This window comes from Luteimonas sp. MC1825, assembly GCF_014764385.1.
GTDB lineage: Bacteria > Pseudomonadota > Gammaproteobacteria > Xanthomonadales > Xanthomonadaceae > Luteimonas.
The window spans coordinates 1,732,971-1,746,806 of record NZ_CP061714.1 but is presented as its reverse complement, the minus strand read 5'-3'; the positions used below and the strand labels follow the sequence as shown (position 1 = coordinate 1,746,806).

The window sequence follows — 13,836 nt, the reverse complement described above, 5'->3', positions numbered from 1 at the left end:
GGCTCAGTCGCGTTCCAGCACCGGCTTGCGCGGCATGCGCTCCTCGCGCGTGGCCGCGTGGTAGACGAACGAGGCGACGATGGCCGCGGCCTGCTTGAGGTCTTCGGGCTCCACGTGGTCCCAGGTGTCGAGGTGGCTGTGGTGGACGTTGGTGAAGTAGTCCAGCCGGTCCTGGATGAACTGGAAGCCGGGCAGCCCGACGCGGTCGAAGGGAATGTGGTCGGTGCTGCCGGTGTTGCGCGTGGCCACGGTGGTCGCGCCCACGTCGTGGAACGGCGCCAGCCAGGCCTGGAAGATCGGCACCGCGGCCAGGTTCTCCTGCGCGTAGATGCCACGGAAGCGGCCCGAGCCGTTGTCCATGTTGAAGTACGCCGAGAAGCGCTCGTAGTCGCGCTTCTTCTCGAGCGGACCGGTGGGTTCGCGCAGCGAGCCGGGCAGCGCCTGCTGCGCCGGATCGACGGGCTCCGGATACGCGGCGAAGTGGCGCGCCACGTGCGACTGCGAACCGACCAGGCCCTGTTCCTCGCCGCTCCACAGCGCCACGCGGATGGTGCGGTCGGGTCGCGCGCCCACCGCCTTGAGGATGCGCATGGCTTCCATCATCACCGCGACGCCCGCGGCGTTGTCGGCCGCGCCGGTGCCGGTATGCCATGAGTCCATGTGCGCGCCGAGCATGACGATCTCGCCGGACTTGCCACCGCGCCCGGGGATCTCGGCCAGCGTGTTGTAGCCGGGCTGGTCGGCTTCGTCGGTGAAGCGGGCGCCCACGTTGACGCGCAGTTTCACCGCCTGGCCGCGCTCGACGGCGCGCACCAGCGGGTTGTAGTGCTCGGCCGCCATGGCCAGTTCCGGGATGCCCGCCGATTCGCCGGCCTTGCGCGAGCCGCCGCCGCCGACGCGGATGATGCCGTTGTCCCAGCCGCTGATGCTGAGCGCGGCCAGTGCGCCTTCGCTGGCGAAGAACGCGTTGGTGGCCCTGGCCAGTTCGGTGCGGTCGGTGTATTCCTTCGCGCGCTTGGCGCGGCTGTCCTTCTCGTCCTTGGGCACGGAGAACGCCTGCAGTTCGGCCAGGCCGGCATCGTCGTGGCGGTGCGAGTCGGCCTTTTCGCCGCGCACGTACTCGCGCGCTTCGCTCAGCAGCAGGATCTTGCCGGCCAGCCTGCCCTTGTACTTCTCCAGGTCCTCGCGCGTCTTGATGGTGACGACCATCGCCTCGCCCTCCACCGGGCCGTCGGTGCCGGGCGTCCAGGCCTTGGGCAGCGCGTGCAGCGGCTGGGTGCGCGGGCCGAGCATCTGCACGCTGGCGTGGCTGAACTCCCAGCCGCGACCGAAGCCGTCAAAGGCCTCGTCACGCACGTTGGCCAGGCCCCACTCGTTGAATTTGCCGCGCGTCCAGGCGTTGGCCTCGGCCATCTGCGGTGAATTTGTAAGGCGCGGGCCGATGGCCTCGGTGAGGTGGCTGAAGGTCGCCATCACCTGCGAGTTGTGGAACGCCTCCTGGCGGATGCGGCTGACCATGTCCAGGTCGACCGGCTCTGCGGCCACCGACAGGCCGCTGGTACCCAGGCAGAACAGCATCGCGCAACGCTTCAACATCCGGCACTCCCCGGCGCCCGGGCAGGGCGCGCCAAAGGGATCGACTGTAGCGGGCAGCGGCGCGGTGCTCGCCGGTCTTTAGTCACGCCCGCCGCAAATCCCGCCCACCGCCCGGCGGTCAGGCGGCGCTGCCCGCGATGGCCGCGGGTGGCTAGAATTGCCGGTTCAGACCGTCCGGGAGCCCCGATGCAGATCGTCCACTCGCCCTTGCACCTGCGCCACGACGGTGGCATGGAGCTCCATCGCGGTGCGCTGGTGCCCTGCTACGAAATGCCGGCGCGCGCCGAGTACATCCGCGAGGCGCTGGTGGAGGCGGGGCATGCGCTCGTGGTGCCGCGGGACTTCGACCCGGAGGCGTTGCTGGCGGTGCACGATGCGGACTTCGTCGCGTTCCTGCGCACCGCGCATGCGCGCTGGCGCGAGGACGGGCGCGACGGTTTCATGTTGCCCAGCGGCTTTCCCGCGCGCGGGCTGCGCCGCGATCGCGTGCCGTCCGGCATCAGCGGCGCGATGGGCTATTACGCATTCGATGCCGGCACGCCGATCGTGGAAGGCACCTGGGATGCGGCGTTCGCGGCGGCGCAGTGCGCGATGACCGCCGCCGCGCTGGTCGCCGAGGGTGAGCGATCCGCGTACGCGTTGTGCCGCCCGCCGGGTCACCACGCCGGCCGCAGCGTGTACGGCGGGTACTGCTTCCTCAACAACGCCGCGCTCGCCGCGCAGCAGCTGCGTGAGCGCGGCTTCGGCAAGGTGGCCCTGTTCGACGTCGACTACCACCACGGCAATGGCACCCAGGACATCTTCTGGGAGCGCGACGACGTGCTGTTCGTGTCCATCCATGGCACGCCGGAGACGGAATACCCGTATTTCCTGGGCTACGCCGACGAGCGCGGCGCGGGCGCGGGCGAAGGCTTCACCCTCAACCTCCCACTGCCGCGCGGCACCGGCTGGGACACGTACGACGCGGCGCTCGACACCGCGCTGCAGCGGATCGCGGACTTCGGAGCCGACGCGCTGGTGGTCTCGCTGGGCGTGGACATCTACGAGGGCGATCCGATCAGCGCGTTCAAGCTCGGCGCGGAGCGGTTCCCGCAACTGGGCGCGCGGCTGGCTTCGCTCGGCCTGCCAACCGTGCTGGTGCAGGAGGGCGGCTACGCTGTGCGCGAGATCGGGACCAACGTCGCCGGCGTGCTCGGTGCGTTCGGAGCGTGCCGCTGATGGGCGCGCTGCGCGCGACGCTGGTGTTCGTGCTGGTGGTCATCAACACGCTGGTGCATGCGCTGCCCTTGCTGGCGGTGGCCCTGGTCAAGGCGCTGCTGCCGTTGCGGCGCGTGCGCCTGGCGGCCAACCCGTTGCTGACCGGTGCGGCGGAGAACTGGATCGCGGTCAACACCGCGCTGATCGACCTTTTCAGCGGCACCCGTTTCGACGTGGTGGTCGACGCGCACCTGCAGGTCGACGGGCACTACCTGGTGCTGGCCAACCACCAGAGCTGGGTGGACATCGTGGTGCTGCAGAAGGTGTTCAACCGCCGCATCCCGCTCTTGCGGTTCTTCCTCAAGCGCCAGCTGTTCTGGGTGCCGGTGCTGGGCCTGGCGTGGTGGGCGCTGGATTTCCCGTTCATGGGCCGCTACACGCGCCGCGAGATCGCCAGGAACCCGGAGCTGGGGCGACGTGACATGGAAGCGGCGCGGCGCGCCTGCGAGAAATTCCGCGACATTCCGGTGGCGGTGATGAATTTCGTGGAAGGTACGCGCTTCACGCCTGGAAAACATGCCGCGCAGGCCTCGCCGTACCGGCACCTGCTGAAGCCGAAGTCCGGTGGCGTGTCGTACGTGATCGACGCCATGGGTGGCGGGCTGCATGCCGTGCTCGACGTGACCATCGCCTACCCCGGCGGTCGCCCGACGCTGGTGGACCTGATGGGGGGACGCGTCCCCGCGATCAACGTGCTGGTGCGGCAGCGTGAGATCCCCGCCGACCTGTCCGGTGGCGGCTCGCGCGATGACCGCGCCGTGCGCGCCCGATTCCAGCGATGGATGAACGGCATGTGGGACGAGAAGGATGCCGACCTGCAGCGCATGCTGCAGTCGCCGCCGCCAGGCCCCGAGGCGCGCTGACCGCTGTCCGGCCCGGTGCTACGCTTCTCGGCCACCGAGCCCGGAAACCGACATGTCCACACGCGTACCCGACGAGGCCAGGCTCGACCGCATCGTGGCCGAGGCGCGCCGCAGCGCCGAGCAGCGCGACCTGGGCTACCGCGAGCGCGCGCTGAAGATGTACCCGTGGATCTGCGGACGCTGCGCGCGCGAGTTCACCCGCACCAACCTGCGCGAACTCACCGTGCACCACCGCAACCACAACCACGACGACAACCCGGCTGATGGCAGCAACTGGGAGCTGCTCTGCGTGTATTGCCACGACAACGAGCACTCGCGCCAGCTCGACCATACCGGCGTCAGCGCGTTGGCCGCGGAGGATGCGCCCGCATCGGCCACTTCAAACCCGTTCGCCGGCCTCAAGTCGCTGCTCAAAGGCAAGGACTGAGGCTCTTCGATCATGACGGCTCCGGGCTGTCCGGTCGCGGCCGCCCCTTCCCGTCAACCACGAACCGCGCGCGTCGCGCGCCGTAATAGAAGCTCGCGCGATAGTGCCCCGCGTCTTCGCCGGTCCCGCGTTCGCACAGGACGGAAATCTTGCTGTCCGCCATCAGCTGCCGGAACTCGTCGACCCCGAGCTCCAGGGCGCGCGCGACCAGCACGGCATCGATTTCGATGGGAGGGATGCTCAAGGCCGGGTCCTCTGTTCCGATCGTGCCAAGGGTGGCGCAGAAGCGGGGACTCCGCCTTGACCGGGATCATGCCGTGCAGCGGGACCGCGTCTTAACGTCGCATCCGCGACCATCGCAGGGTCCGGCGCCCGCCGGCCCATGTCACCTGCAAGGATTCCCCATGCCCGCTTCCAACAAGAACCCGGACCGCGTCCGCCTGCACGTCGAGGACAGCGGCGGCGATGGACGCCCCGTGGTGCTGATCCATGGCTGGCCGCTGTCGGCCGACTCGTGGAGCGCACAGGTCGGGCCCCTGCGCTCCGCGGGGTTCCGTGTCGTGGCGTATGACCGCCGCGGCTTCGGGCGTTCGGCGAAGCCCGCGGACGGCTTCGACTACGACACCCTGGCCGCGGATCTCGCCGGTGTCATCGAGGATCTCGACCTTCGCGACGTCACCCTCGTCGGATTCTCGATGGGCGGTGGCGAGGTGGCGCGCTATGTGGCCAACCACGGCGAAGACCGCCTGCGCAGCGTCGTGTTCGCCTCGGCCGTGCCGCCGTACCTGATGAAGAGCGAGGACAATCCGGACGGTCCCCTGACGCAGGACGCGGCGAAGGAGAAGGAAGACGGCCTGAGGGCGGATCGCGAGGCCTTCTTCGACAAATTCACCACCACCTTCTTCAGCGCCAACGGCGAACTGAAGGTGACCGAGGCGCAGCGCCAGGAGGCCATCGCGCTCTGCAGGCAGTCCGACCAGGCCGCTGCGCTGGGCTGCATGAAGGCCTTCGCCACCACCGACTTCCGCGGCGATCTGGCCAAGGTCAGCGTCCCGACGCTGGTGCTGCACGGCGACAGCGACGGCAACGTGCCGTTCGAAGGATCCGGCAAGCGCACGCATGCGGCCATCCCAGGCAGCGAGCTGGTGGTCCTGGCCGACGCGCCACACGGCTGCAACCTCAGCCATGCCGATGCCTTCAACCAGGCGCTGCTGGCATTTCTCGCGAAGCAGGCAGCATGACGATTCACGCGAACCCCGGACCCATCGGCATTCCCGGCGAGCCTTGGGGCCCGCGCGAGAAGTCGGAATGGCGCTCACGCCAGCAGGTGCAGCGCAGCTATGCCGATGAGGTCGTCGCCGCGATCGACCGCCTGCGCGATCGCTTCGACGTGCAGCAGTACGGCGTGCTGGACCACGGGCACGACGGCCGGTATCCGCTGTTCGCAGTACGCAGCCGCGGCTGGGACGACGCGCTGCCGGTCATGCTGGTCACCGGCGGCGTGCATGGCTACGAGACCAGCGGCGTGCAGGGCGCGCTGCAGTTCCTGGACCAGCGCGCCGTGGAATATGCGGGCCGCGCCAACCTGCTGGTGGTGCCGTGCGTCAGTCCATGGGGCTACGAACGCATCCAACGCTGGAATGCCGACGCCATCGATCCCAACCGCTCCTTCCGCGTCGACAGCCCGGTGCGGGAATCCGCTGCGTTGATGCAGCTTGTCGCGCCCCTGCGCGGCCGCGTGCTGATGCACATCGACCTGCACGAGACCACCGACAGCGACGAAAGCGAGTTCCGTCCGGCGCTGGCCGCCCGCGACGGCAAACCGTTCGAGCCGGGCGGCATCCCCGACGGTTTCTACCTGGTGGACGACAGCGTGCATCCGCAGCCGGCATTCCAGCATGCGGTGATCGACGCCGTGGCCGCGGTCACCCACATCGCGCCTGCCGATGACAACGGCGACATCATCGGCTCGCCGGTGGTGGCACCCGGCGTCATCCGCTACCCGCTCGCGTCGCTGGGGCTGTGCGCGGGCATCACCGGCGCACGCTATACCACGACCACCGAGGTCTATCCCGACAGCCCGGCCGCCACGCCGGCACAGTGCAACGCCGCGCAGGTGGCGGCGGTGTGCGCCGCGATCGCATTCGCGTTGTCGCACGCAGGCTGAGCGCGGGCCGCGCCGGGCCGCGCCCATCAACTCGTCGAACTGCGCCGCGCTGGTGGCGCTGGCGATCGGCGCGGTGACTGCGGGGCGACCCATCAGCCATGCCGGTGCGACCTGGGCCGGCGTGTGCGCCGATCAGCCTCAGGCGATGCTTTCGACGATGCCGCCTTCGACCCGCAGCGCCGCGCCGGTGGTGGCGCTGGCCTGCGGCGACGCGGCGTAGACGCAGATGTTGGCGACTTCCTCGGGCGTGGCGAAGCGCTTCAGCAGGCTGGACGGGCGGTTTTCGGCGAGGAACAAGGCTTCCATGTCCGATGCCGGCACGCCGCGCTCCGCGGCCTGGTCGGCCATCATCGCGATCGCGCCCCCGGTGCGCGTGGGGCCCGGCAGGATGGTGTTGACGGTGACGCCGGTGCCGGCGAGCACCTTGGCCAGCCCGCGCGACAGGCCCTGCAGCGCGGCCTTGCTCACCCCGTAATGCACCATCTCGGCGGGGATGTTGAGCGCCGATTCGCTGGAGATGAACTGGATCCGCCCCCAGCCGCGGTCGCGCATGCCGCGCGCGTAGTGCCGCGCCAGGCGCACGCCGCTGAGCACGTTGACCTCGAAGTACTCGCTCCACAGCGCGTCGTCGATGGCGAAAAATTCCTGCGCGCCATAGATGCCGAGGTTGTTGACCAGGATGTCGGCGTCGGACCGCGCGGCGATCAGCGTGGCGCAGCCGTCGGCGATGCCGACGTCGGCGACCACGCTGCTCACATCGGCGCCGGCGGCGTGGGCGCGCAGCGTGGCGAGGGCGTCATCCACGCGCGCCTGCGTGCGGCCGACGATGGTGACGCGTGCGCCTGCGTCCGCCAGTCCGCTGGCGATGGCCAGACCGATGCCGCCGGTGGACCCGGTGACGATGGCGGTCTTGCCCGAAAGGTCGATCTTCATTGCTTGCTCCTCGTGTGCCGCGGCGCGTGCTCAGCCGAAGCGGAATGCGGAAATGGTGGTGGCCATGACGGTCTCCGAGTAGACCTTGCGGCCCTCGGAGTCGGCGGCAGCGCCCGCGGCGACGAGCAGCGGAAGCAGGTGTTCCTCGCCGCCCGGTGGATGGCACAGCCGCGCGTGCGGCGCCTGGGTCCAGTCGGCGAGCAGGGCGTCGCGTTCCGCAGGCGCGTGTTCCACGGCGGCGGTCAGCCAGGCGTCGAATTCGGCGGAGACCGGCGTGAAGCGCGCATCGCCATAGCCGCGCATGTTGTGGAAGCTCATGCCGCTGCCGATGATCAGCACGCCTTCGTCGCGCAGTGCGGCCAGCGTGCGGCCCGCCTCGAGGTGGGCACCCGGGTCCAGGTCGGCGCGCAGCGACAGCTGCACCACCGGGATGTCCGCCGCCGGGAACATCAGCTTCAGCGGGATGAACACGCCGTGGTCGAAGCCGCGTTCGCCGTCCACCCGCGCCGCCGCGCCGTCCTGGCCAAGCAGCCCCGCGACCTGTTCGGCGAGCGCCGGGCTGCCCGGTGCGGGATACGCCAGCTCGTAGGTGTGCGGCGGGAAGCCGGAATAGTCGTAGATGAGCGGCGGGCGTGCGCTGCCGGTGACGTTGAAGCCGGGCTCCAGCCAGTGGCCGGAGACCAGCACGATGGCCTTGGGCCGCGCCGGCAGCGTCGCGGACACGCCCTTGAGGAAGGCCGCCATCCGGTTCCAGGTGTCGGCGGGATTCCAGTCCATGAAAAAGCATGGTCCGGCGCCATGGGGGATGAAGAACACCGGCATCCGGGCAGGCTGGCCGGGTTCAATGCGGCTGTCACTGGTCATCGTGAGGGGTCTCCGCTGATCGATGGGTCCAGTATGGGTCGCGACCCGGAGGTGGAGAACCGGCTAGTATCGACCAACACTTCGCACTGAAAGTAGGAGGCGGGATGGATCGCATCACCAGCATGCGGGTGTTCGTGCGTGCGGCTGGTGCCGGCAGCCTGTCCGCGGCCGCGCGCCAGTTGGGCATGTCGCCGGCCATGGCGACCAAGCATGTCAATGCGCTGGAAGCGCGGCTGGGCGTCAAGCTGTTCCATCGCACCACGCGCCGCCTTGCACTCACCGAGGCCGGCAGCAATTACCTCGATGCCTGCCAGCGCATCCTTGCCGAAATCGACGAAGCGGAGGCGGAGGCCGCATCGCAACGCGTCACGGCGAGCGGACTGCTGCGCATGAACGTGCCGCTGTCGTTCGGCAGCCGTTTCATCGCGCCGTTGATGCCGGCGTTCGCGCGGCTGCATCCGGAGGTGCGGGTCGAACTTGGCCTGAGTGACGCGCAGCTGGACGTGATTGCCGACAACTGGGACCTGGCGATCCGCATCGGGCGGCTGGCCGACAGTCCACTGCAGGCGCGGCGGCTTGCGGACTGCGCGATGCGCGTGTGCGCGGCGCCGACCTATCTCGACTCCCGCGGGGTGCCGCGGCGCATCGCCGAGCTGGCGCAACACAATTGCCTGGGCTACACGCTCACGGCCATGCAGGACGGCAGCCATTGGGCGTTTGGCCTGCGTGGCGAATTCCGTGTGCCGGCTTCGGGCAACCTGATGGCCAACAACGGCGACGCGCTGCTGGCGGCGGCGGTGGGCGGGCAGGGCATCATCTACCAGCCTGACTTCATCGTCGCCACGGCGCTGGAACGCGGCGAACTGGTGGCGCTCGAGCTGGACCGGCCGGTCGTCGACCTTGGCGGCATCCACGTGCTGTATCCGCCGGACCGGCGCCCGCCGGCCAAGGTGCGGGTGATGATCGACTATCTGGCCGAGGCGTTCGCCGACAGGCAATGAGCGCCATGGGCGGCGTGCCGCGCCATGGCCGCGACGCCCTCCCTGGCATCGCGGACATCGGTCGTTATCAGCCGACGCTGATGGAACCCTTCATCAGTGCCGCATGGCCCGGGAAGCTGCAGAAGAACATGTACGGTCCGCCATCCTGGAGTTTGGACACCGGGAAGGTGACGGACGTGCTCTGGCCGCCGCCGATCATCTCGGTGTGCGCGACCACGCGTGAATCATCGGCCTTGACGAAGCTTGCACCCGCACCCGCAGCGATGCCGTCGGCGTTGACGCCCATCATGTTGGACTCGCTGCTGATCACGACGTTGTGGCCCATGGCGGCGACCGGCAGCTTGCCGACATGCTGCAGGGTGATGGTGAATTCGCTGCACGAGGCCGGCACCACGATCGCGCCGACGTTGTACTGCATCGCATCGTTGCCTTCGATGGTGGTCTTGCAGTTGTCCACCACGGCGTTCGGCTTGCCGCTGGTGCCGGTGGCGGGCGCTTCGGACGTCGCTGGCGGCATGGTGTCAGCGGGGGTCTCGACCGGCGGCGCTTCGACCGGGGGGGTGGTCGCCACCGGTGCCGTGGACGGGCCCGGGGTGGCGCTGGTGTCGGTGCCCGGTTCGTTGTTGCCGCACGCAGCCAGCGACAGGGCGCAGGCGGCGGCGAGGAGTGCGATCGAAGTCTTCATGTCAACCTCTTTGCGTTGTAGACCCGGCGATGGTCGCGCGCCGCGTGGGCGTTGGGTGTGAAGACGGCCGGCGCGCGCCGCGGGCGGTGTACCGTGTGGGCCCCACGTTGCGGAGCATCCGGATGCCGGACACGATGACTGCGATCGCCATCCGCGGTGGCTCCGGCCCCGCCGAGGCCCTGCATGCGGTGACAGTGCCGCGCCCGCGACCGCGCGAGGGTGAGCTGCTGCTGCGGGTGCACGCGGCCGGCGTGAACCGCCCCGACGTGCTGCAGCGCACCGGCCGCTATCCGCCGCCGCCGGGTGCGCCCGACACCCTGGGGCTGGAAGTCGCCGGCGAGGTGGTCGAAGCCGCGGGCCGCTGGAAGGTCGGCGACCGGGTCTGCGCGCTGCTCGGCGGCGGCGGCTACGCCGGGTATGCGCTGGTCGACGCGCGCCACGCGCTGCCGGTGCCGGCGGGGCTGGATTTCGTGCAGGCCGCGGCGCTGCCGGAGACGTTGTTCACGGTGTACGCGAACGTGTTCGAGCACGGCGCGCTGCGTGCCGGCGAGACGTTGCTGGTGCACGGCGCGACGTCGGGCATCGGCGTGGCCGCGATCCAGATGGCGAAGGCCGCCGGCGCACGCGTCGTGGCCACCGCGCGCGGCGCGGACAAGGCGGCCGCCGCGCGCGCGCTCGGTGCCGACGTGGCGGTGGACACCACGCGTGAGGATTTCGCTGCGGCTGCGCTGGCCGCGGGCGGCATCGACGTGGCCGTGGACATGGTCGGCGCACCATACTTCGCCGCGACGCTCGACGCGCTCAACACCGGTGGCCGCATCGTCTACATCGCCGCCCAGGGCGGCAATGAACTGCAGGTTCCGGTGGCGACGGTGATGCGCAAGCAGGCGGTGATCACCGGCTCCATGCTGCGTCCGCGCAGCGCCGACGAGAAGGCGCGGCTCGCGGCCGAGGTCGAGCGCGTGGCGTGGCCGTGGATCGAATCGGGGCAGGTGCGCGCCGTGGTCGACCGCACGTTCCCGCTGGCGCAGGCGGCCGAGGCGCATGCGTGGCTCGAGAGCGGTCGTCACACCGGCAAGATCGTGCTGCTGGCGCGATGAGCCAGCGTGCCGGCGGCGCGTGGCTGGGCTGAGCCGGGTGTCGCAGGGCGACGTTCCCGCCAGCCGGCTGCAGCTGCCGCCAGGCCCCTGGGCGACGGTGCTCGAAGCCCTTTGCGAGCGGTTTCCCGCGATCGACCGCACGGCCTGGCTGGACCGCTTCGCACGCGGCCGCGTGCTGGATGCCGATGGCCGGCCGCTCGCGGTGACCGCGCCGTACCGGACCGGAGCCGAGATCCGCTACTTCCGCGAAGTCGCCGACGAGCCGCGCATTCCCGTCACCGAGGCGGTGCTGCATGTCGACGCGCACCTGGTGGTCGCCGACAAGCCGCATTTCCTGCCGGTCGCGCCCACCGGCGCCTACGTGCGGGAGACCCTGCTCGGACGGCTGGTGCGGCGGCTCGGCAACCAGGACCTGGTGCCGCTGCACCGCATTGATCGCCTGACCGCGGGACTGGTGCTGTTCTCGGCGAACCGCGACAGCCGTGCGCGCTACCAGGCGTTGTTCCGCGAGCGGCGCATCGACAAGGCCTACCTGGCCCTGGCGCCGCCGCTGCCCGCGCTGGCGTTCCCGCAGGTGCACCGCAGCCGCCTGGAGCGCGGCGAGCCGTTCTTCCGCATGCGCGAGGTCGTTGGTGAAGCCAACAGCGAGACCTGGCTGGACGTGGTCGAACGCGGCGAGCGCGCGTGGTGCTACCGGCTGCGCCCGGTCAGCGGCCGCAAGCACCAGCTGCGCGTGCACATGGCCGCACTCGGTGCGCCGATCCTCAATGACCCGCTGTATCCGGAGCTGCACGCTGCCGTGGCCGATGACCACGCGCGGCCGCTGCAGCTGCTCGCGCACTCGCTCGCGTTCGACGATCCGCTCGATGGCCGGCGCCGTGAGTTCAGCAGCGGGCTGCAGCTCGCGGACCAGTCATTCACGCGCTGATGGCCGGGGGCCGCCTACCGTCGCGGCATGCCAGGTGACGCACCAGCGCCCGATGTCGCGACGATCTGGACGATCGGGCATTCAACGTTGGCGTTCGACGATTTCGTGGCGATGCTCGCGCAGCACCGCATCGAGGCGATCCTCGACGTGCGGCGCTTCCCGGGCTCGCGCCGCCATCCGTGGTTTGCGCGCGAGGCGCTCGCCGACAGCCTGCCGGCGCGCGACATCGAATACGCCTGGCTGCCGCAGCTTGGCGGACGCCGCAGGGCGCGTCCCGGCTCGCTGAACACCGGCTGGCGCAACGCCTCCTTCCAGGGCTACGCGGACCACCTGGACAGCGCCGAATTCGCCGAAGGGCTGGCGGTCACGCTGCAGATGGCGTCGCGTCGGCGCAGCGCACTGATGTGCGCGGAGTCGCTGTGGTGGCGCTGCCACCGCGCGCTGGTGGCGGACGTGCTCAAGCTGCGCGGCGTCGAGGTCCTGCACGTCCTGGGCGTCGGCGCACCCACGCCGCACCCCTGGACCTCGCCCGCACGCGTGGTGGACGGACGCCTGGTGTACCCGCCGGCGCAGGCGTCGTTGTTCGGCGGCGGTGGCTGACGCCGATGCCGCGGTCGCATCGCCGGCGGTCATTCCCCGGGTTTGCGGGCCACCGGCAGCTGCCATCCGCGGCGGATGGCGAGGAAGCGCAGCACGAAGCACAGTGCGGCACCGGCCACCATCGCGGGACCCGGCCGGAAGCCCAGCGCCACGCCGCCCACCACGCAGGCTGCGCCGGCCCCCGCGGCCACGGCATACAGTTCGCGATGCAGCACCGCCGGCACTTCGGCCACCAGCACGTCGCGCACGATGCCACCGCCGATGCCCGACAGCATGCCCAGCAGCACCGCGCCGGTGCCGCCCAGCCCGAAGGCCAGCGCCTTGGCCGCGCCGGTGACCGCGAACAGGGACAGGCCCACCGCATCGAACAGCTGCACCGGGTTGCGCATGCGTTCCACCTGCTCATAGCCGAAGAACACGGTGACTCCGGCCACCGCCGACACCGCGAGGTAGCGCCAGTCGGCCAGCGCAATGGGCGGCGTGGCACCAAGCAGGGTGTCGCGTGCTATGCCGCCGGCGGTTGCGGCCGCGAACGCCAGCACCATGACGCCGAAGAAGTCCAGGCGCTTGCGCACGCCCAGCGTCGCGCCGCTGATGGCGAAGGCGAAGGTGCCAAGCAGGTCCAGCAGTACCACCAGCCATGGCGTCATCGCGCGCCTCCGTGGGTCCCCGCCGCACATCATGCCCCAGGCCGCAGTGTGCGAAGACCGCGTGGCGATGGTGGCCGGGTCGGCGTGGCAGGATGGCGCCCCTGATGCCACGCCCACCGCCCACGACGTGCCCGGCATGACGCGCCTTCCCCGAAGCTTCTTCGACCGCGATGTGCTCGACGTAGCGCCGACGCTGGTGCACCGGATCCTGCGCGTGGCCGATGGCCGCGCCGGTCGCATCGTCGAGGTCGAGGCCTATCGCGGGCGCGACGATCCCGCGGCGCACTCCTTCCGCGGGCCGACAAAGCGCAACGCCACCATGTTCGGCCCGCCGGGCCACCTGTATGTCTACTTCAGCTACGGCATCCACTGGTGCTGCAACGCGACCTGTGGCGATGGTTCGGGCGTGCTGATGCGTGGGCTGCTGCCGCTGGCCGGCATCGAGGCCATGCGTGCGGCGCGGCCGCGCGCGTCGCGTGATGCCGACCTCGCCAACGGGCCGGGAAAACTGACCCAGGCGCTGGGCATCGACGGCACGTTCGACGGTGAAGACCTGGTGGAGAGCACGCGCGTGGGCATCTTCGACGACGGCTTTCGCGGCGGGGGACCACTGCGGGCCACGCCGCGCATCGGGATTTCCAAGGCCGTCGAACTGCCCTGGCGGTGGCTGGCGCGCTGACGGTTGGCGCGCCGCCGCGCGCGTTCCAGGAGCGTCATGACGCCGCAAACGCGAAGGGCACCGCGATCGCGGTGCCCTTGCGTGTT

General features: G+C 70.4%; 16 protein-coding genes. 10 read left to right on the top strand and 6 right to left on the bottom strand.

Annotation, left to right across the window (positions count from 1 at the left end; translation table 11 throughout):
- Positions 1-3: 3 nt before the first annotated feature.
- A complete protein-coding gene (locus tag IDM46_RS08080) occupies positions 4-1,596 on the bottom strand; it encodes a M20/M25/M40 family metallo-hydrolase (protein ID WP_223877936.1) in 1,593 nt (530 codons plus the stop codon).
- Between the two features lie 186 nt (positions 1,597-1,782).
- On the opposite strand from IDM46_RS08080, the gene IDM46_RS08075 reads away from it, so the two are divergent.
- The 3 genes from IDM46_RS08075 to IDM46_RS08065 are packed head-to-tail and all read left to right on the top strand — an operon-like array spanning position 1,783 to position 4,143.
- Positions 1,783-2,814: a histone deacetylase family protein gene (locus tag IDM46_RS08075; protein WP_185115407.1), complete on the top strand. Its 1,032-nt coding sequence runs from the start codon at positions 1,783-1,785 to the stop codon at positions 2,812-2,814.
- Entirely contained in the window at positions 2,814-3,716 is a 903-nt protein-coding gene (locus IDM46_RS08070; RefSeq protein WP_185115406.1) for an acyltransferase, read from the top strand. Before IDM46_RS08075 ends, IDM46_RS08070 begins: the two co-directional genes overlap by 1 nt.
- A gap of 52 nt (positions 3,717-3,768) precedes the next feature.
- Positions 3,769-4,143, top strand: a complete 375-nt coding sequence (locus IDM46_RS08065; protein ID WP_182820677.1) for a YajD family HNH nuclease — start codon at positions 3,769-3,771, stop codon at positions 4,141-4,143.
- Positions 4,144-4,153: 10 nt separating this feature from the next.
- Here the strand turns inward: IDM46_RS08065 and IDM46_RS08060 are convergent, their stop codons facing one another.
- Positions 4,154-4,387 carry a DUF6522 family protein gene (locus IDM46_RS08060; RefSeq protein ID WP_220486464.1) on the bottom strand — a complete coding sequence of 78 codons (234 nt, stop codon included), beginning with the start codon at positions 4,385-4,387 and terminating at the stop codon, positions 4,154-4,156.
- A 160-nt stretch (positions 4,388-4,547) separates the two neighbouring features.
- Between IDM46_RS08060 and IDM46_RS08055 the strand changes: the two genes are divergently transcribed.
- Complete coding sequence (locus tag IDM46_RS08055) at positions 4,548-5,384, top strand: alpha/beta hydrolase (protein ID WP_185115405.1); 837 nt, start codon at positions 4,548-4,550, stop codon at positions 5,382-5,384.
- Positions 5,381-6,310, top strand: coding sequence for a M14 family metallocarboxypeptidase (locus IDM46_RS08050; protein ID WP_185115404.1), 930 nt, complete (start codon positions 5,381-5,383; stop codon positions 6,308-6,310). The genes IDM46_RS08055 and IDM46_RS08050 overlap by 4 nt, the downstream gene beginning before the upstream one ends.
- Positions 6,311-6,448: 138 nt before the next feature.
- Here IDM46_RS08050 and IDM46_RS08045 read toward each other — a convergent pair whose 3' ends face one another.
- Positions 6,449-7,243 carry an SDR family oxidoreductase gene (locus IDM46_RS08045; protein WP_185115403.1) on the bottom strand — a complete coding sequence of 265 codons (795 nt, stop codon included), beginning with the start codon at positions 7,241-7,243 and terminating at the stop codon, positions 6,449-6,451.
- A 30-nt stretch (positions 7,244-7,273) separates the two neighbouring features.
- Positions 7,274-8,065 carry a class III extradiol ring-cleavage dioxygenase gene (locus IDM46_RS08040; protein ID WP_185115581.1) on the bottom strand — a complete coding sequence of 264 codons (792 nt, stop codon included), beginning with the start codon at positions 8,063-8,065 and terminating at the stop codon, positions 7,274-7,276.
- 146 nt (positions 8,066-8,211) lie between these two features.
- Between IDM46_RS08040 and IDM46_RS08035 the strand changes: the two genes are divergently transcribed.
- Positions 8,212-9,108, top strand: coding sequence for a LysR family transcriptional regulator (locus IDM46_RS08035; protein ID WP_185115402.1), 897 nt, complete (start codon positions 8,212-8,214; stop codon positions 9,106-9,108).
- Between the two features lie 67 nt (positions 9,109-9,175).
- Here IDM46_RS08035 and azu read toward each other — a convergent pair whose 3' ends face one another.
- A complete protein-coding gene (gene azu, locus IDM46_RS08030) occupies positions 9,176-9,793 on the bottom strand; it encodes an azurin (RefSeq protein ID WP_182820685.1) in 618 nt (205 codons plus the stop codon).
- A 122-nt stretch (positions 9,794-9,915) separates the two neighbouring features.
- Between azu and IDM46_RS08025 the strand changes: the two genes are divergently transcribed.
- Genes IDM46_RS08025 through IDM46_RS08015 form a run of 3 tightly spaced genes read left to right on the top strand, consistent with a single transcriptional unit; the run spans position 9,916 to position 12,421 of the window.
- Positions 9,916-10,893, top strand: coding sequence for an NAD(P)H-quinone oxidoreductase (locus IDM46_RS08025; RefSeq protein WP_185115401.1), 978 nt, complete (start codon positions 9,916-9,918; stop codon positions 10,891-10,893).
- Entirely contained in the window at positions 10,838-11,821 is a 984-nt protein-coding gene (locus IDM46_RS08020) for a pseudouridine synthase (protein WP_185115400.1), read from the top strand. Before IDM46_RS08025 ends, IDM46_RS08020 begins: the two co-directional genes overlap by 56 nt.
- A gap of 27 nt (positions 11,822-11,848) precedes the next feature.
- Positions 11,849-12,421 carry a DUF488 domain-containing protein gene (locus tag IDM46_RS08015; protein ID WP_185115399.1) on the top strand — a complete coding sequence of 191 codons (573 nt, stop codon included), beginning with the start codon at positions 11,849-11,851 and terminating at the stop codon, positions 12,419-12,421.
- Positions 12,422-12,450: 29 nt separating this feature from the next.
- Here the strand turns inward: IDM46_RS08015 and IDM46_RS08010 are convergent, their stop codons facing one another.
- Positions 12,451-13,071 carry a trimeric intracellular cation channel family protein gene (locus IDM46_RS08010; RefSeq protein WP_185115398.1) on the bottom strand — a complete coding sequence of 207 codons (621 nt, stop codon included), beginning with the start codon at positions 13,069-13,071 and terminating at the stop codon, positions 12,451-12,453.
- A 31-nt stretch (positions 13,072-13,102) separates the two neighbouring features.
- On the opposite strand from IDM46_RS08010, the gene IDM46_RS08005 reads away from it, so the two are divergent.
- Positions 13,103-13,750 (top strand): DNA-3-methyladenine glycosylase, encoded by a 648-nt coding sequence (locus IDM46_RS08005; RefSeq protein ID WP_223877935.1) that lies wholly within the window; start codon positions 13,103-13,105, stop codon positions 13,748-13,750.
- Positions 13,751-13,836 lie beyond the last annotated feature (86 nt).

Excerpts from the sequence above, each read along its gene's own strand:
- IDM46_RS08070 (WP_185115406.1), top strand. The coding sequence starts at position 2,814 with ATGGGCGCGCTGCGCGCGACGCTGGTGTTCGTGCTGGTGGTCATCAAC.
- IDM46_RS08055 (WP_185115405.1), top strand. The coding sequence starts at position 4,548 with ATGCCCGCTTCCAACAAGAACCCGGACCGCGTCCGCCTGCACGTCGAG.
- IDM46_RS08045 (WP_185115403.1), bottom strand. The coding sequence starts at position 7,243 with ATGAAGATCGACCTTTCGGGCAAGACCGCCATCGTCACCGGGTCCACC.
- IDM46_RS08065 (WP_182820677.1), top strand. The coding sequence starts at position 3,769 with ATGTCCACACGCGTACCCGACGAGGCCAGGCTCGACCGCATCGTGGCC.
- IDM46_RS08035 (WP_185115402.1), top strand. The coding sequence starts at position 8,212 with ATGGATCGCATCACCAGCATGCGGGTGTTCGTGCGTGCGGCTGGTGCC.
- IDM46_RS08020 (WP_185115400.1), top strand. The coding sequence starts at position 10,838 with ATGCGTGGCTCGAGAGCGGTCGTCACACCGGCAAGATCGTGCTGCTGG.
- IDM46_RS08040 (WP_185115581.1), bottom strand. The coding sequence starts at position 8,065 with ATGCCGGTGTTCTTCATCCCCCATGGCGCCGGACCATGCTTTTTCATG.
- IDM46_RS08080 (WP_223877936.1), bottom strand. The coding sequence starts at position 1,596 with ATGTTGAAGCGTTGCGCGATGCTGTTCTGCCTGGGTACCAGCGGCCTG.
- IDM46_RS08005 (WP_223877935.1), top strand. The coding sequence starts at position 13,103 with ATGCCCCAGGCCGCAGTGTGCGAAGACCGCGTGGCGATGGTGGCCGGG.
- IDM46_RS08015 (WP_185115399.1), top strand. The coding sequence starts at position 11,849 with ATGCCAGGTGACGCACCAGCGCCCGATGTCGCGACGATCTGGACGATC.
- IDM46_RS08075 (WP_185115407.1), top strand. The coding sequence starts at position 1,783 with ATGCAGATCGTCCACTCGCCCTTGCACCTGCGCCACGACGGTGGCATG.
- IDM46_RS08050 (WP_185115404.1), top strand. The coding sequence starts at position 5,381 with ATGACGATTCACGCGAACCCCGGACCCATCGGCATTCCCGGCGAGCCT.
- azu (WP_182820685.1), bottom strand. The coding sequence starts at position 9,793 with ATGAAGACTTCGATCGCACTCCTCGCCGCCGCCTGCGCCCTGTCGCTG.
- IDM46_RS08010 (WP_185115398.1), bottom strand. The coding sequence starts at position 13,071 with ATGACGCCATGGCTGGTGGTACTGCTGGACCTGCTTGGCACCTTCGCC.
- IDM46_RS08025 (WP_185115401.1), top strand. The coding sequence starts at position 9,916 with ATGCCGGACACGATGACTGCGATCGCCATCCGCGGTGGCTCCGGCCCC.